The 13,708-nt window shown below is 70.5% G+C and carries 11 protein-coding genes; 2 read left to right on the plus strand and 9 right to left on the minus strand.

Annotated elements, in window-relative coordinates; translation table 11 throughout:
• From ACQEWB_RS00955 to ACQEWB_RS00985, 7 genes are all read right to left on the minus strand, one after another.
• The gene (locus tag ACQEWB_RS00955; RefSeq protein ID WP_432825951.1) at nt 1–684 is read right to left on the minus strand and encodes a response regulator; all 684 of its coding nucleotides are present in this window, start codon (nt 682–684) and stop codon (nt 1–3) included.
• Between the two features lie 133 nt (nt 685–817).
• Entirely contained in the window at nt 818–1,450 is a 633-nt protein-coding gene (locus tag ACQEWB_RS00960; RefSeq protein WP_432825953.1) for a potassium-transporting ATPase subunit C, read from the minus strand.
• Nucleotides 1,451–1,453: 3 nt separating this feature from the next.
• Nucleotides 1,454–3,586: a potassium-transporting ATPase subunit KdpB gene (gene kdpB / locus ACQEWB_RS00965; protein ID WP_432825955.1), complete on the minus strand. Its 2,133-nt coding sequence runs from the start codon at nt 3,584–3,586 to the stop codon at nt 1,454–1,456.
• Nucleotides 3,583–5,247 carry a potassium-transporting ATPase subunit KdpA gene (kdpA, locus tag ACQEWB_RS00970; protein ID WP_432825957.1) on the minus strand — a complete coding sequence of 555 codons (1,665 nt, stop codon included), beginning with the start codon at nt 5,245–5,247 and terminating at the stop codon, nt 3,583–3,585. Before kdpA ends, kdpB begins: the two co-directional genes overlap by 4 nt.
• An 8-nt stretch (nt 5,248–5,255) precedes the next feature.
• Nucleotides 5,256–5,345 carry a K(+)-transporting ATPase subunit F gene (gene kdpF / locus ACQEWB_RS00975; protein WP_016434100.1) on the minus strand — a complete coding sequence of 30 codons (90 nt, stop codon included), beginning with the start codon at nt 5,343–5,345 and terminating at the stop codon, nt 5,256–5,258.
• A complete protein-coding gene (locus tag ACQEWB_RS00980) occupies nt 5,342–5,530 on the minus strand; it encodes a hypothetical protein (protein ID WP_432825960.1) in 189 nt (62 codons plus the stop codon). Before ACQEWB_RS00980 ends, kdpF begins: the two co-directional genes overlap by 4 nt.
• A 71-nt stretch (nt 5,531–5,601) precedes the next feature.
• Nucleotides 5,602–7,443, minus strand: a complete 1,842-nt coding sequence (locus tag ACQEWB_RS00985) for an APC family permease (RefSeq protein ID WP_432825962.1) — start codon at nt 7,441–7,443, stop codon at nt 5,602–5,604.
• A gap of 260 nt (nt 7,444–7,703) precedes the next feature.
• Between ACQEWB_RS00985 and ACQEWB_RS00990 the strand changes: the two genes are divergently transcribed.
• Nucleotides 7,704–8,246, plus strand: coding sequence for a hypothetical protein (locus ACQEWB_RS00990; RefSeq protein ID WP_432825964.1), 543 nt, complete (start codon nt 7,704–7,706; stop codon nt 8,244–8,246).
• Between the two features lie 3 nt (nt 8,247–8,249).
• Here the strand turns inward: ACQEWB_RS00990 and ACQEWB_RS00995 are convergent, their stop codons facing one another.
• Both ACQEWB_RS00995 and ACQEWB_RS01000 read right to left on the minus strand, forming a co-directional pair.
• Nucleotides 8,250–9,056, minus strand: a complete 807-nt coding sequence (locus ACQEWB_RS00995; protein ID WP_432825966.1) for a DUF4118 domain-containing protein — start codon at nt 9,054–9,056, stop codon at nt 8,250–8,252.
• Nucleotides 9,056–11,560, minus strand: coding sequence for an ATP-binding protein (locus tag ACQEWB_RS01000; protein ID WP_432825968.1), 2,505 nt, complete (start codon nt 11,558–11,560; stop codon nt 9,056–9,058). Before ACQEWB_RS01000 ends, ACQEWB_RS00995 begins: the two co-directional genes overlap by 1 nt.
• Before the next feature lie 235 nt (nt 11,561–11,795).
• Between ACQEWB_RS01000 and ACQEWB_RS01005 the strand changes: the two genes are divergently transcribed.
• Entirely contained in the window at nt 11,796–13,373 is a 1,578-nt protein-coding gene (locus tag ACQEWB_RS01005; protein WP_432825970.1) for a Na+/H+ antiporter, read from the plus strand.
• Nucleotides 13,374–13,708: the final 335 nt, after the last annotated feature.

Here is a 13,708-nt window from a genome sequence, read left to right on the forward strand (position 1 = left end):
TCATCCCTCGAAGCGGTAGCCCATGCCGGGCTCGGTGATCAGATAGCGGGGGTGGGAGGGGTCCGTCTCCAGTTTCCGGCGCAGCTGGGCCATGTAGACCCGCAGGTAGTTGGTCTTGTTGCTCTGCGAGACACCCCACACCTCCTGGAGGAGGTGTTTCTGCGTGATCAGCCGGCCGGGGTTGACCACGAGGATCTCCAGCAGGTGCCACTCGGTCGGGGTCAGACGTACGTCGCGACCCGACCGTACGACCTTCTTCGCGAGCAGGTCGATGCTGAAGTCGTCCGTCTCGACCAAGGTGGTCTCGGGGACGAGCGGTGTGTCCTCGGTACGGCGGACCGCCGCCCGCAGCCGGGCGAGCAGCTCGTCCATGCTGAAGGGCTTGGTGATGTAGTCGTCGGCGCCGGCGTCCAGTGCCGCGACCTTCTCGTCGGACGCCTGCCGGGCCGACAGAACCAGGACCGGCACGCGGGTCCAGCCGCGCAGCGCCCTGATCACGTCGACGCCGTCCATGTCGGGCAGCCCGAGGTCGAGCATGACCACGTCCGGCTGACGGGCCGCCGCGAGCCGCAGCGCGGTGGCCCCGTCGGGCGCGGCGTCCACTCCGTACCGCCGGGCCTGAAGGTTGATCACGAGGGCCCGCACCAGCTGCGGGTCGTCCTCCACCACGAGCACCCGGGTCATGGATGCGTGCCCTTCCTGTCGTACGTCGGACCGGGAGGCGCCGGACGCGAGGCAACCTGCGTCATGGCTACGGGAGTTGACGGCAACGGGACGCCGCCCGGCCGCCAACTCCCGCTCGTGTCACGTAATCCCATCAGCTCTTGGCCACGAGGTCCTTGAGCGCGATGTTGAGTTCCAGGACGTTGACGCGCGGCTCGCCGATGAAGCCGAGCGTGCGGCCGTCGGTGTGGTCCTTGACCAGCTTCTCGACCGAGGCGACCGTGAGGTGGTTGCGTTCGGCGACCCGGTGCACCTGGAGCCGCGCGTACGCCGGGGAGATGTCCGGGTCCAGCCCGGAGCCGGAGGAGGTGACCGCGTCGGCCGGGACCTGGGACGCCTTGACCGTGTAGCCGGGCACGGAGTTGTCCTTGACGACCTTTGCCTTCGCCTCCTCGACCGCCGCGACGAGCTTCTTGTTGTCGGCGGAGAGGTTGGTCGCGCCCGAAAGGATCAGCTTGTACTGGGTGTTGACCGAGTTGGTGCCGAGGCCGTTCGCCGGACGGGACTGGAAGTAGTCGAGGCCGTAGCCCTGTTGGCCGATCAGCGAGGAGCCGACGGCCTTGCCCTCGTACTTGATCTCGGAGCCGTTCGCCTTGTTGTTGAACAGCGCCTGGGCCACACCGGTGACGACCAGTGGGTAGATGACGCCGGTCACCAGGGTCAGCACGAGGAGGGCACGCAGGCCCGCCCCGAGCAACCGGACCGTGCTGGATACGGAGTTGTTCATGGCTCAGCCGATTCCGGGGATGAGGGAGATGAGCAGGTCGATGAGCTTGATGCCGATGAAGGGCGCGATCAGCCCGCCGATGCCGTAGATCGTCAGGTTGCGCCGCAGCATCTTGTCCGCGCTCACCGGCCGGTACTGCACGCCCTTCAGGGAGAGCGGCACCAGCGCGATGATGATGAGCGCGTTGAAGATGACGGCGGACAGGATCGCGGAGTCCGGCGAGGACAGGCTCATGATGTTGAGCTTGTCCAGGCCCGGGTAGACGGCCGCGAACAGCGCCGGGATGATCGCGAAGTACTTCGCGACGTCGTTGGCGATGGAGAACGTGGTCAACGCGCCCCGGGTGATGAGGAGTTGCTTGCCGATCTCGACGATCTCGATGAGCTTGGTCGGGTTGGAGTCGAGGTCGACCATGTTGCCGGCCTCCTTGGCGGCCGACGTACCGGTGTTCATCGCCACGCCGACGTCGGCCTGCGCGAGCGCCGGCGCGTCGTTCGTGCCGTCACCGGTCATCGCGACCAGCTTGCCGCCCGCCTGCTCCCTCTTGATGAGCGCCATCTTGTCCTCGGGAGTGGCCTCCGCGAGGAAGTCGTCGACGCCCGCCTCCTCGGCGATCGCCTTGGCCGTCAGCGGGTTGTCGCCCGTGATCATGACGGTCTTGATGCCCATGCGGCGCAGCTCGTCGAACCGCTCCCGCATGCCTTCCTTGACGACGTCCTTCAGATGGATCACACCCAGGATGCGGGCACCGCCCTCGTCCTCCACGGCCACGAGCAGCGGGGTGCCGCCGGCCTCGGAGATCCGGTTGGACAGCGTGTCAGCGTCCTCGGCGACCGCGCCGCCCTGCTCCTGGACCCAGGTGATGACCGATCCGGCCGCACCCTTGCGGATCCTGCGTCCGTCGGCGTCCACACCCGACATCCGGGTCTGCGCGGTGAAGGCGATCCACTCGGCGCCGGCGAGTTCTCCCTGGCTGCGCTCGCGCAGCCCGTACTTCTCCTTCGCCAGTACGACGATGGAACGGCCCTCGGGCGTCTCGTCGGCCAGCGACGACAGCTGGGCCGCGTCGGCGAGTTCGGCCTCGGTGGTGCCGTTCACCGGCACGAACTCGGCGGCCTGGCGGTTGCCGAGGGTGATGGTGCCGGTCTTGTCCAGCAGCAGGGTCGACACATCACCGGCGGCCTCGACTGCCCTGCCGGACATGGCGAGTACGTTGCGCTGCACCAGCCGGTCCATGCCCGCGATGCCGATCGCGGAGAGCAGCGCGCCGATCGTGGTCGGGATCAGGCAGACCAGCAGCGCGACCAGCACGACCATCGTCAGATGCGTGCCGGCGTAGTCCGCGAAAGGCGGCAGCGTGGCCACCGCGAGCAGGAAGACGATCGTCAGCGAGGCCAGCAGGATGTTGAGCGCGATCTCGTTCGGCGTCTTCTGCCGCGCGGCGCCCTCGACGAGGCTGATCATCCGGTCGATGAAGGTCTCGCCGGGCTTCGTCGTGATCTTGATGACGATCCGGTCGGAGAGCACCTTCGTACCGCCGGTGACGGCGCTGCGGTCCCCGCCGGACTCGCGGATGACGGGCGCCGACTCACCGGTGATCGCCGACTCGTCGACCGAGGCGACGCCCTCGACGACGTCACCGTCGCCCGGGATGATGTCGCCGGCCTCGCAGACGACCAGGTCGCCGATCTTCAGCTCGGTGCCGGGCACCTGCTCCTCGCGGTCGCCCACCAGCCGGCGGGCCACCGTGTCGGTCTTGGCCTTGCGCAGCGTGTCGGCCTGCGCCTTGCCCCGGCCCTCGGCCACGGCCTCCGCGAGGTTGGCGAAGACGACGGTCAGCCACAGCCAGACGCTGATCGCCCAGCCGAACCAGTCCCCCGGGTCCTTGAAGGAGAAGACGGTGGTCAGCACGGAGCCGATCCACACCACGAACATCACGGGCGACTTGACCATGACTCGCGGGTCGAGCTTGCGGAAGGCGTCCGGCAGCGACTTCAGCAGCTGCTTGGGATCGAAGAGGCCCGCACCGACGCGGCCCTCGGGAGCCTTGTGCCCGGTGGGTACGTCGCTGTGCGGCGCCCGGGTCGGAGTGGCTGTGGACATGGAGTCCTCTGACTTCTCTGTACGGGTGGTCATGACGCCAGCCCCTCGGCCAGCGGGCCCAGCGCGAGGGCCGGGAAGTAGGTCAGACCGGTGATGATCAGGATCGCGCCCACCAGCAGGCCGGTGAACAGCGGCTTCTCGGTGCGCAGGGTGCCCGCGGTCACCGGGACGGGCTTCTGCTCGGCGAGCGAGCCGGCCAGCGCCAGGACGAAGATCATGGGCAGGAAGCGGCCCAGCAGCATCGCGAGTCCGGTCATGGTGTTGTACCAGTCGGTGTTCGCGTTCAGTCCGGCGAAGGCGGAGCCGTTGTTGTTCGACGCCGACGTGAACGCGTACAGGACTTCGGAGAAGCCGTGCGCCCCGGAGTTGAGCATCGAGTTCGGCGGGGTCGGCAGCGCCATCGAGGCGGCGGTGAAGACCAGCACCAGTGCCGGGGTGATCAGGATGTAGCAGGCGGCCAGCTTGATCTCGCGGGAGCCGATCTTCTTGCCCAGGTACTCGGGTGTACGACCCACCATCAGACCGGCGATGAACACCGCGATGACCGCCATGATCAGCATGCCGTAGAGACCGGAGCCGGTACCGCCGGGCGCGATCTCGCCGAGCATCATGCCGAGCATGGCGACCCCGCCGCCCAGCCCGGTGAAGGACGAGTGGAAGGAGTCCACCGCACCCGTCGAGGTAAGAGTGGTCGACACCGCGAAGATCGACGAGGAGCCGACACCGAAGCGGACCTCCTTGCCTTCGTACGCCCCACCCGCGGCTTGGAGGGCCGCACCGTGGTGGGCGAACTCGGTCCACATCATCAGGGCCACGAAACCCAGCCAGATGGTGAACATCGTGGCGAGGATCGCGTAACCCTGCTTCACCGAACCGACCATCACGCCGAAGGTGCGGGTCAGCGAGAACGGGATCACCAGGAGCAGGAAGATCTCGAAGAGGTTGGTGAACGGCGTCGGGTTCTCGAAGGGGTGGGCGCTGTTGGCGTTGAAGTAGCCGCCGCCGTTGGTGCCCAGCTCCTTGATGGCCTCCTGCGAGGCGACCGCCCCGCCGTTCCACTGCTGCGAGCCCCCCATGAACTGTCCGACCTCGTGGATGCCGGAGAAGTTCTGGATGGCTCCGCACGCCACCAGCACGATGGCGGCGATCGCCGCGCCCGGCACCAGGATGCGCAGGGTGCCGCGCACCAGGTCGGCCCAGAAGTTGCCCAGCTCACCGGTGCGCGAGCGCGCGAACCCGCGCACCAGCGCCACGGCGACGGCGATGCCCACGGCCGCCGACAGGAAGTTCTGCACGGCCAGACCGGCGGTCTGCACGATGTGACCCATGGTCTGCTCGCCGTAGTACGACTGCCAGTTCGTGTTGGTCACGAAGGACACGGCCGTGTTGAACGACTGCGCCGGATTCACCGAGTCGAAGCCGAGCGAGCCGGGCAGAACGCCCTGGATCCGCTGGAGCAGGTAGAGGAAGAGGACACTGACCGCGGAGAAGGCGAGGACGCCGCGCAGGTACGCGGGCCAGGTCATCTCGGCGTCGGGGTTGGCGCCGATGGCCTTGTACGTCCACTTCTCGACCCGCCAGTGCTTGTCGGAGGAGTAGACCTTGGCCATGTAGTTGCCGAGGGGGATATAGGCCAGCGCCAACGCGCCTATGAGAGCGACCAGTTGAAGGACGCCTGCGAGTACGGGACCCATGTCGTGGCTCAGAACCTCTCCGGGAAGATCAGGGCGAGGACGAGATAACCCAGCAGGGCGACGGCCACGACGAGGCCGACGATGTTCTCGGCGGTCACAGCTTCGTCACCCCCTTGGCGACGAGGGCCACCAGCGCGAAACCCGCGAGCACGGTGACGACGAAGGCCAGATCGGCCATCGCGAACTCCTGGAGTGAGGTTCGGTTGATACGGACGTTTAGAGGAAACAGCCTTCGTGACCGGATCCGGCCACCCGTTGACGGGTCCCTTACGGCAGCCCCCACGGCTTTGACGGGACTCTTACGGCGCCGCCCTCCACCAGTGAGCAGGTGGCCGTGACCGGCGGTGATCCGGTTCACAGCAGCCGGAATCGCAGCCGGCAGATCACCGCGTCCGTTTCCCGTCGTACGGCATGCGCGACGACCGCGCCCCGCTGGTTCTGCAGCAGCCGCTGCCACAGCCGCTCCGGCTCGGCCTCCGGGATCAGCACGGTGACCTGGGTGCCGGGCTCGGCGGCGGCCACCTCGCGGACGTACCCGGCGATCGGGCGGCCCAGGCTGCGCCGCTGACAGGTGAGTCTGACCAGCGGCACTCCCGGGTCCCACTCGGCCCAGGAGCGCTCCAGGGCGTGCAACTGGGCCCGGTCCTCCGCGTCGGGGTAGCACACGGTCACCGCGCGGACCTCGTCGCCGAGGGAGGCGGCCGCGGTCAGGGCCTGCGAGGTCAGCCTGGACAGGGAGGAGACGGGGACGATCACCAGGGAACGCTCGCGGTGCGGGGTCTCCGGGATCCGTCCGAGGCCGAGCCGCTCGCCGATCCGGCCGTACGCGCGGTGCACGGTCTCGAAGGCGATCACGAGCAGCGGCAGGGCGAGGGCGATCAGCCAGGCGCCCTCCTCGAACTTGCTCACCGTGACGACGACGGTCGCGACACCGGTGAGCAGCGCGCCGAAGCCGTTGAGCAGCGCCTTGCCGCGCCACCCCGGTCCGCGCTCGACGCGCCAGTGCCGGACCATGCCCACCTGGGCGATGGTGAAGCCGACGAAGACCCCGATGGCGAACATCGGCACGAGGGTGTTGGTGTCTCCGCCGGAGAAGACCAGCAGCGCGGCCGAGACGACGGCGAGTGCGAGGACTCCGTGGCGGTGCACCTGACGGTCGGCCTTCAGGGCGAACACATGGGGTGCGTAGTTGTCCCGGGCCAGCAGCTTGAGCAGCACCGGCAGCCCGCCGAACGAGGTGTTCGCAGACAGCGCCAGGAGGATCATCGTCGCGAACTGGATGACGTAGAAAGCCCAGTTGTGGCCGAGTGAGGCGTCCGCCAGCTGGGCAAGGACGGTGACGCCCTCGACCGGCTGGAGGTGGAACCGGCCGATCAGTACCGACAGGCCGATCAGCATCAGGCCGAGGACGGCGCCCAGGGCGACCTCCGCGCGCTGGGCGCGTTTGACGCGTGGGACGCGGAAGGAGGGCACGGCGTTGGCGATGGCCTCCACGCCGGTGAGCGCGGCACAGCCCGAGGCGAAAGCTTTCAGCAGAAGCAGCGCACCCACGCTGGTGGCGTTGTCGGCGAGCACGGAGGCGTGGCCCGCCGCCGTCGCCGTACTCACCGGCGCGGACCGGAACAGACCGACGGCAACGAGCACGAAGATCGAACCGACGAAGACGGCCGTGGGCACGATGAACGCTTTGGCGGACTCCACGATCCCCCGCAGGTTGACGCCCGTGACCAGGGCGAGCACCGACAGGCACAGCCACAGCCGGTCGTCGTAGAGGGCCGGGAAGGCGGAGGTCAGGGCGGCCACACCGGCCGTGACGGCGACGGCGACGTTGAGGACGTAGTCCAGGACCAGCGAGGCCGCCGCCACCAGACTCGTCCGCGCACCCAGGTGGGTCTTCGCCACGGCGTAGGAGCCGCCACCGTCCGGGAAGGCCGCGATCACCTGCCGGTACGAGGCGACCAGCACCGCCAGCAGCGCGGCGATGGCCAGCGTGACCGGCAGGGTGAAGCCCAGGCCGTGCGCACCCGCGGCGGCCAGTACCAGCACGATCGCCTCGGGTCCGTACGCCACCGACGCCATCGCGTCCAGCGACAGCGCGGCCAGGCCCGTGACGGCGGTCAGCCGGTGGCGTTCACCGGTATCAGGCGGCTCCTCGCCGGCGGGGACGGCATCCGGCTCGGTGGTCAGGACGGACATGGGCACGTGCTCCTTCTTCTTTCGCCCGCGCACGAGACTGAAGGGTGCGCGGCTGCACCCAGGTTCGGTCCGATTCCGGCCGGGTCCGACTGCTCCTTGCGGCATCTTCGCGCCCAACCGGCCGACCTTGACGAGACCTTGACGCGCGTATGGTCCGTTCGACCGCCGGGTGCCACCGAGGCGTGGAGATCCGTCGGGGATGCGTCAGGACCGCATCAAGACGTGCCGATCGGGATCCCCGGCTCACTACCGTCGGCGCCATGGGACGCCGTGACGACGTGCGCGGAGGACCCGGGGGAGCTGACGAGACGGTGGGCGACCGCGACTGGAAGCGGGAGCTGTGGGCCGCCGTCCGCTGTGCCGGCGTACTGCTCGCCCTCCTGCTGCTGATCGACTGGGGCTCGGGCCGGATCACTCCGTGGCGTGCCCTCCTGTGGTTCGCTCTCACCGGGCTGCTCTTCGTCCTCCTGTGTCCCGCCCGGGTGTCCGCGGGCGGCAACTGGCTGGCCTCGCGCGGGCTCGTGCGCGAGCGCCGGGTGCGGACGGATCTGCTGGTGACGGTCCGCTGTCTGGACGGCGTCTCCCAACGGCTTCTGCTGCGGGACGCTCTGGGCGGCCGCGTCGAGATCGACCCCGAGGTGCTGGTACGCAATCCGCAGCTGTGGTCCCGCCTGGACGAGGGCGCGCGGAAGGCAGCCGCCGACGGCTCGCTGCTGTGCGGTGCGACGGCCTTGCGGCACCTCGCCCTGCGCGTGGACCGGGAGACCGCACGTGCCGTGTTCAGGGCTTCCGGTCTGGAGTGAGGGTCAGCCCTTACCGGCCGGTCCCGCCGTATCCAGCGCCGACCCCGTCTGGTCGGCCAGCGTCACCGCCACCAGCCGCGCCTGGAGCGGGGGTGTCGGGACCGGCCCTGGAGTGAGCATGAAGCGACCGAGGTAGTGACCGTTGCCGTAGGCGCGCAGCTCGATCTCGCCCTCCGGCCAGCCCGCGGCGTCCACGTCCCACGAGCGCCGTCCGACCGTCACGCCGCCGTCCTTCTCCAGGCGCGGTGGCTGCCCCAGGAGGGTGCCGTACTCGAAGCGGCAGGCGCGCAGACCGAGCAGGTCGGTGAGTTCCCGGCGGACGTGATCGACCACGGTGTTCGCGGAGTTGGCCGACTGCGCGAGGTCCGCCGTCCGGTGGACGCGGGCCAGGTGAGCCGCGTCCGTGACCGTGATGACCTCCAACCGCCTTGCATGTGCAGCGAGTTGGGACACGATCACGCCCACGACCAGCAGCAGGACCGCCGTCTCGACGTCCGCGGTGGCGGTGATGTCGAACGTCTCGTACGGCCGGGTGAGCAAGAAGTCGAACCAGGCCGTCGCCGACAGGGCCGCGACCACCCCCGCCGTACGGCTGCCCAGGGCGGCCACCGCGACGACCACCACGACGAGGAGGAGCGCGGAGTTCGTGTGCGAGAAGTCCGTCCGGAGCGGGACGAGTGCAAGGGCCGCCAGGAACGGGGCGGCCAGGCCCGCCGGCAGGGCCAGCCGGTCCCGCAGCACCCAGGTCCGGGGCGTGGCACGGTGCCCTCCCGTGAGGTGCCGCTTCCAGGTGCCGGTCACAGTGCTCATCACGCGCCTCCCATGTACAGCTCGGTCGCTTCGGCACCCACGGGTCGCCCGGCCTCCCCGGCGAACGGAAGCGAGACGACCATGGTCAGGCCGCCGCCGGGAGTGTCCTCGGGGCTGAGGGTGCCGTTCATGGCCTCGGTCAGGCCCCGGGCGAGGGCCAGCCCGAGGCCCAGGCCGGTGGTGTTGTCGGTGTCGCCGAGCCGCTGGAAGGGCTCGAAGAGCCGGTCCCGGCCGTCGGTGGGCAGGCCGGGCCCGCGGTCCACGACCCTCAGCTCCACCCGGCCCGCCAGGGCACTTGCCGTGACCAGTACCTTCCTTCCCGGCGGTGTGTGCCGGGCGGCGTTGCCGACCAGATTGGCGATGACCCGTTCCAGCAGCGGCGGATCGGCCAGCACCGCGGGGATCTCCTCGAGGTCGGCGACCTCCACGTCGGGGACGTCCGCCAACGCCACCGGCAGCACCTCCTCCAGAGAGGCGGCCCGCAGGTTCAGGGTGAGCGCGCCCGCCTCCAGCCGGCTGAGGTCGAGGAGATTCTCCACCAGGCGGTTCAGCTTGGCCATGGACTCGTCGGCGGTGGCGAGGAGTTCGTCGCGGTCCTCGGCGGAGAACTCGACGTCCCGGCTGCGCAGCGAGGTGACCGCCGCCCAGCCCGCTGCCAGCGGGGTGCGCAGGTCGTGGCCGACGGCCCGCAGCAGGGCCGTCCGCAGCCGGTCGGCGGCCTTCACCGGCTCCACCTCGGCTGCGGCCTCCGCGAGCCGGGCCCGCTCCACCGCCGATCCGACGTGTGCGGCGAACGCGGCCAGCACCCGTCGTTCGGACGACGAGAGGGTGCGGCCCCGTAGCGCGAGGCAGGCGCCGGGACCGGCGGGAACGGCCGTCACGCCCGCCTCGTCGGGCGGCTCGTCCAGCAGGTCCGCCGACTCCATGCCGAAGGTCTCGCGCGTCCGCTCCAGCAGGGCCGGAATGGTCGCCTCACCGCGCACGATGCTGCCGGCCAGGGACGACATGGTCTCCGCTTCGGCGGTCGCCCGCGCGGAGCGCCGCGAAAGGCGCAGGGACCGGTCCACGACCGCGGCCACGGTGGCCGCCACGACCGCGAACACCCCCAGGGCCAACAGCGCGTTGGGGTCGTCCAGGGTGAACCGGCCGATCGGTGGGACGAACCAGTAGTTCAGCAGCAGCGACGCCGTCACCGACGCGATCACCGCCGAGACGACCCCGCCTATGCAGGCCACGCCCACCACGGCGAGCAGGAACAGCAGGGCCTCGCTGGTCAGGTTCAGCGTGCCGCGCAGCTGGGCGAGGACGACCGTCAGCAGCACCGGGAGCACCAGCCCGGCCACCGGACCGGCGATCAGCCGCGCCGTGGACAGTGTGCGCCGCCTCGACGGCAGCAGGGTGCCGCGTCCGGCCTGCTCGTGGGTGACCCGGTGGACGTCGATGTCACCGGACAGCTCGGTGACCGTCTCCCCGGTGCCCGGCCCGGTCAGGAACCGTGCCAGCCGGCCGCGGCGACTGGTGCCGAGCACGAGCTGCGTGGCGTTCTCGGCGCGGGCGAACTCCACCAGGGTGCCCGCCACGTCGTCGCCGACCACCGAGTGATAGCTGCCGCCGAGGTCCTCCACGAGCCTGCGCTGCCGGGCGAGCGAGGCGTGCGAGACCCCGGCCGCGAGCCCGTCGCTGCGGGTCACGTGTACGGCGAGCAGGTCGCCGCCCGCCGACCTGTCGGCGATCCGGGCGGCGCGCCGGATCAGTGTGTCGCCCTCCGGCCCACCCGTCAGCGCGACGGCCACCCGCTCCCGCGTCTCCCACACCCGGCCGATGCCGTGCTGCGATCGGTACTCCTGCAGCGCCTCGTCGACCCGGTCGGCGGTCCACAGCAGCGCCAGCTGCCTGAGCGCCGTCAGATTGCCCGGCCGGAAGTAGTTGGCGAGCGCCGCGTCGACCTTCTCCGGCGCGTGGATGTTGCCGTGTGCCATACGCCGGCGCAGCCCCTCGGGGGGCATGTCCACCAGCTCGATCTGCCAGGCACGCCGTACGAGCTCGTCGGGCACCGTCTCGTGCTGCGGCACCCCGGTGATCTTCTCGACGACGTCGTTGAGGGATTCCAGGTGCTGGATGTTCAGCGCGGTGATCACATCGATGCCGGCGTCGAGCAGCGCCTCGATGTCCTGCCAGCGCTTCGCGTTGCGGCCGTCGCCGGGGACGTTGCTGTGGGCGAACTCGTCGACGATCGCGACCTGCGGGCGCCTGGCGAGTACCGCGCTCAGGTCCATCTCCTCGAACCGACCGCCGCGATAGGCGCAGGACGCCCGGGCGACGGTCTCCAGACCGTCGAGCATCGCCTGCGTGTGCGGACGCCCGTGGCATTCCGCGAACCCCACCACCACATCCGCCCCGCGCGAGGCGCGACGACGCCCCTCGTCGAGCATCCGGTAGGTCTTGCCGACCCCCGGAGCCGCCCCGAGGTAGACCTTCAGCCGTCCGGGCCGTACGTCACTCATCGCAGCCGACGTGCTCCGCTCACTGATCCAACTCCCTTGCGCAGAGGGCCTCCTCCCCCAAGGAAGCCGGTCCGCACGGCGATCGGCGGGGTTGTTAGCGGCTTCTTGGCGCCGGTCCCGCGGACCTTGACACCGTCTTGACGTAACCTGCGCCCGATAGGATGACGCCAGGTGTGCCGGGAAGTCTGGTCGGCCGGGGACCACAGTGGTTCTCCGTAAGCCCCAGGGGGACGGCATGCGCAGCGTCGGTACGGTTCTCGCCCTCGTGGTCCTCGCCACGGTGGTCGCCACGTTCGCGCGCCGGTGGCGCATTCCCGCGCCCTCCCTGCTCGTGGTCGCCGGTCTCTCGGTGGCGCTGCTGCCGGGCACCCCGCAGATCGAGATCAGCCCGCAGGTCATCGGCCTGGTCGTGCTGCCGCCGCTGCTGTACGCCAGCGCCGAGGAGATGCCGTGGCGGGAGCTGCGGGCGGTGTGGAAGCCGGTCGGGGTGCTCGCGATAGGGCTGGTGCTCGCCTCCGCGGCGGCCGTGGGAGCGGTGGCCGCACTCGCCACTCCCCTGTCCTGGCAGATGGCGTTCGTGCTGGGCGCCGTGCTGGCCAGCACCGACCCGGTGGCGGTCACCGCGCTGGGGCGACGGCTCGCGCTGCCCCCGCGGGTGCAGGTCCTCGTCCAGGCGGAGAGCCTGTTCAACGACGCGACCTCACTGGTGCTGGTCCGGGTGGCCGCGGGCATCGCCGTGGCCTCCGCCGCCGCGAACTGGGGAGCGGCCGGAGGAGAGTTCCTGGTGCTCGCGGGCGGTGGCACGGTGATCGGCGCCGGGGTGGCCGGAGTGGTCACGCTGATCCGGCGCCGCACCGAGGACCCGGTCCTGGAGACGGTGATCGCCCTGGTCACCCCGTACACCGCCTATCTGCTGGCGGAGGCCGCGCACACCTCCGGAGTGACGTCCTGCGTGGTGGCCGGGGTGGTCCTCGGCGGACGGGGCGACCGGCTCACCAACGCCCGCATCCGACTCCAACTGCACGCCGTCTACGGCACGGTGGTGTTCCTCCTGGAGAGCGTGGTGTTCTCGCTGATCGGTCTGGCCCTGCCCGCGCAGGTGCGAGCGCTGGCCGACGGCGACCGTGCGTGGCCCCTGTACGCCCTCGCGGTCGCCGCCACGCTCGTCGCCGTACGGCTGCTGTGGCTGGCGCCGCTGTCGGCGGTCGTGCAGCGCAAGGGCGGGATCGGCCGTCTCAACTGGCGGGTGCCGATGGTGCTGACCTGGGCGGGCACCCGTGGGGTGATGCCGCTGGCCGCCGCCCTGTCCATCCCGGAGGTCATGAAGGACGGCACCCCGCTCGCCGACCGGCCGCTGGTCCTGGTCCTGACCACCTCGGTCGTGGTCGTCACGCTCGTCGTGCAGGGCTTCACCCTGGCCCCGGTCGTCCGCGCCTCGGGCATCGCCCTGGAGCCCGCCCACACCGCGCGTGAGGAGGCCGAGGCCCGCTCGCGCCTGGCCCACGCCGGCCTCGCCCGCATCGAGGAGCTCGCGGAGCTGGAGGTCGTACCGGATGTCGTCCTCGACCGGCTCCGCCGCGGCCTCACCGCCCGCCTCGACGACGCCCGCGACCGCCTGGCCGAGAACAACGGCACCCACCGCGCCGCCACCGAATCCGCCGACCGGGTCTACCGCCAGCTCCGCCGCGACCTGATCGCCGTCGAGACGAGCGAACTCCAGCGCCTCTACGACACCCACACCATCAGCGACACCACCCGCCGCAGGCTTCAGCGGTCGCTCGACCTGGAGGAAGCGCGACTGTCGGACGCGTAGCGCTCCACGACAGGGGCCGGTTCTTCGAGTGCGGGTGTGTGTGGGGGGGGGGCCGGGTTGCCGTGCCACGCTGTATGTCAGCGGAACTCCGCCAGTCCCGGGCGCAGGCCGAGGGCCGTGAGGACGGCTGCGGCGAACAGAGCACCGCTCCCCCACATGAGCAGACTCCCGACGGTCGACGTCCCGCGACGACCGAGGACGTGAAGTGGGCGCGGTTGATGCCCGGCTCCCAGTCCATGCAGAACTCGACTGCTTCCCGCTCCTTGCCGACCGCCATTAGCGCGCGGATCCTCCGGTCGTCGCGCTGGTAGACGGCGTACGTCTCGACCGTCTTC

It is taken from the genome of Streptomyces sp. CA-249302 (assembly GCF_050936785.1).
In the GTDB taxonomy this organism is placed as follows: Bacteria; Actinomycetota; Actinomycetes; order Streptomycetales; family Streptomycetaceae; genus Streptomyces.

What these genes read in the sequence shown, in the direction of transcription:
- ACQEWB_RS00990 (WP_432825964.1), top strand. Translation starts at nt 7,704, where the DNA reads ATGGGACGCCGTGACGACGTGCGCGGAGGACCCGGGGGAGCTGACGAG.
- kdpA (WP_432825957.1), bottom strand. Translation starts at nt 5,247, where the DNA reads ATGGGTCCCGTACTCGCAGGCGTCCTTCAACTGGTCGCTCTCATAGGC.
- ACQEWB_RS01005 (WP_432825970.1), top strand. Translation starts at nt 11,796, where the DNA reads ATGCGCAGCGTCGGTACGGTTCTCGCCCTCGTGGTCCTCGCCACGGTG.
- ACQEWB_RS00955 (WP_432825951.1), bottom strand. Translation starts at nt 684, where the DNA reads ATGACCCGGGTGCTCGTGGTGGAGGACGACCCGCAGCTGGTGCGGGCC.
- ACQEWB_RS00960 (WP_432825953.1), bottom strand. Translation starts at nt 1,450, where the DNA reads ATGAACAACTCCGTATCCAGCACGGTCCGGTTGCTCGGGGCGGGCCTG.
- kdpB (WP_432825955.1), bottom strand. Translation starts at nt 3,586, where the DNA reads ATGACCACCCGTACAGAGAAGTCAGAGGACTCCATGTCCACAGCCACT.
- ACQEWB_RS01000 (WP_432825968.1), bottom strand. Translation starts at nt 11,560, where the DNA reads ATGAGTGACGTACGGCCCGGACGGCTGAAGGTCTACCTCGGGGCGGCT.
- ACQEWB_RS00995 (WP_432825966.1), bottom strand. Translation starts at nt 9,056, where the DNA reads ATGAGCACTGTGACCGGCACCTGGAAGCGGCACCTCACGGGAGGGCAC.
- ACQEWB_RS00985 (WP_432825962.1), bottom strand. Translation starts at nt 7,443, where the DNA reads ATGTCCGTCCTGACCACCGAGCCGGATGCCGTCCCCGCCGGCGAGGAG.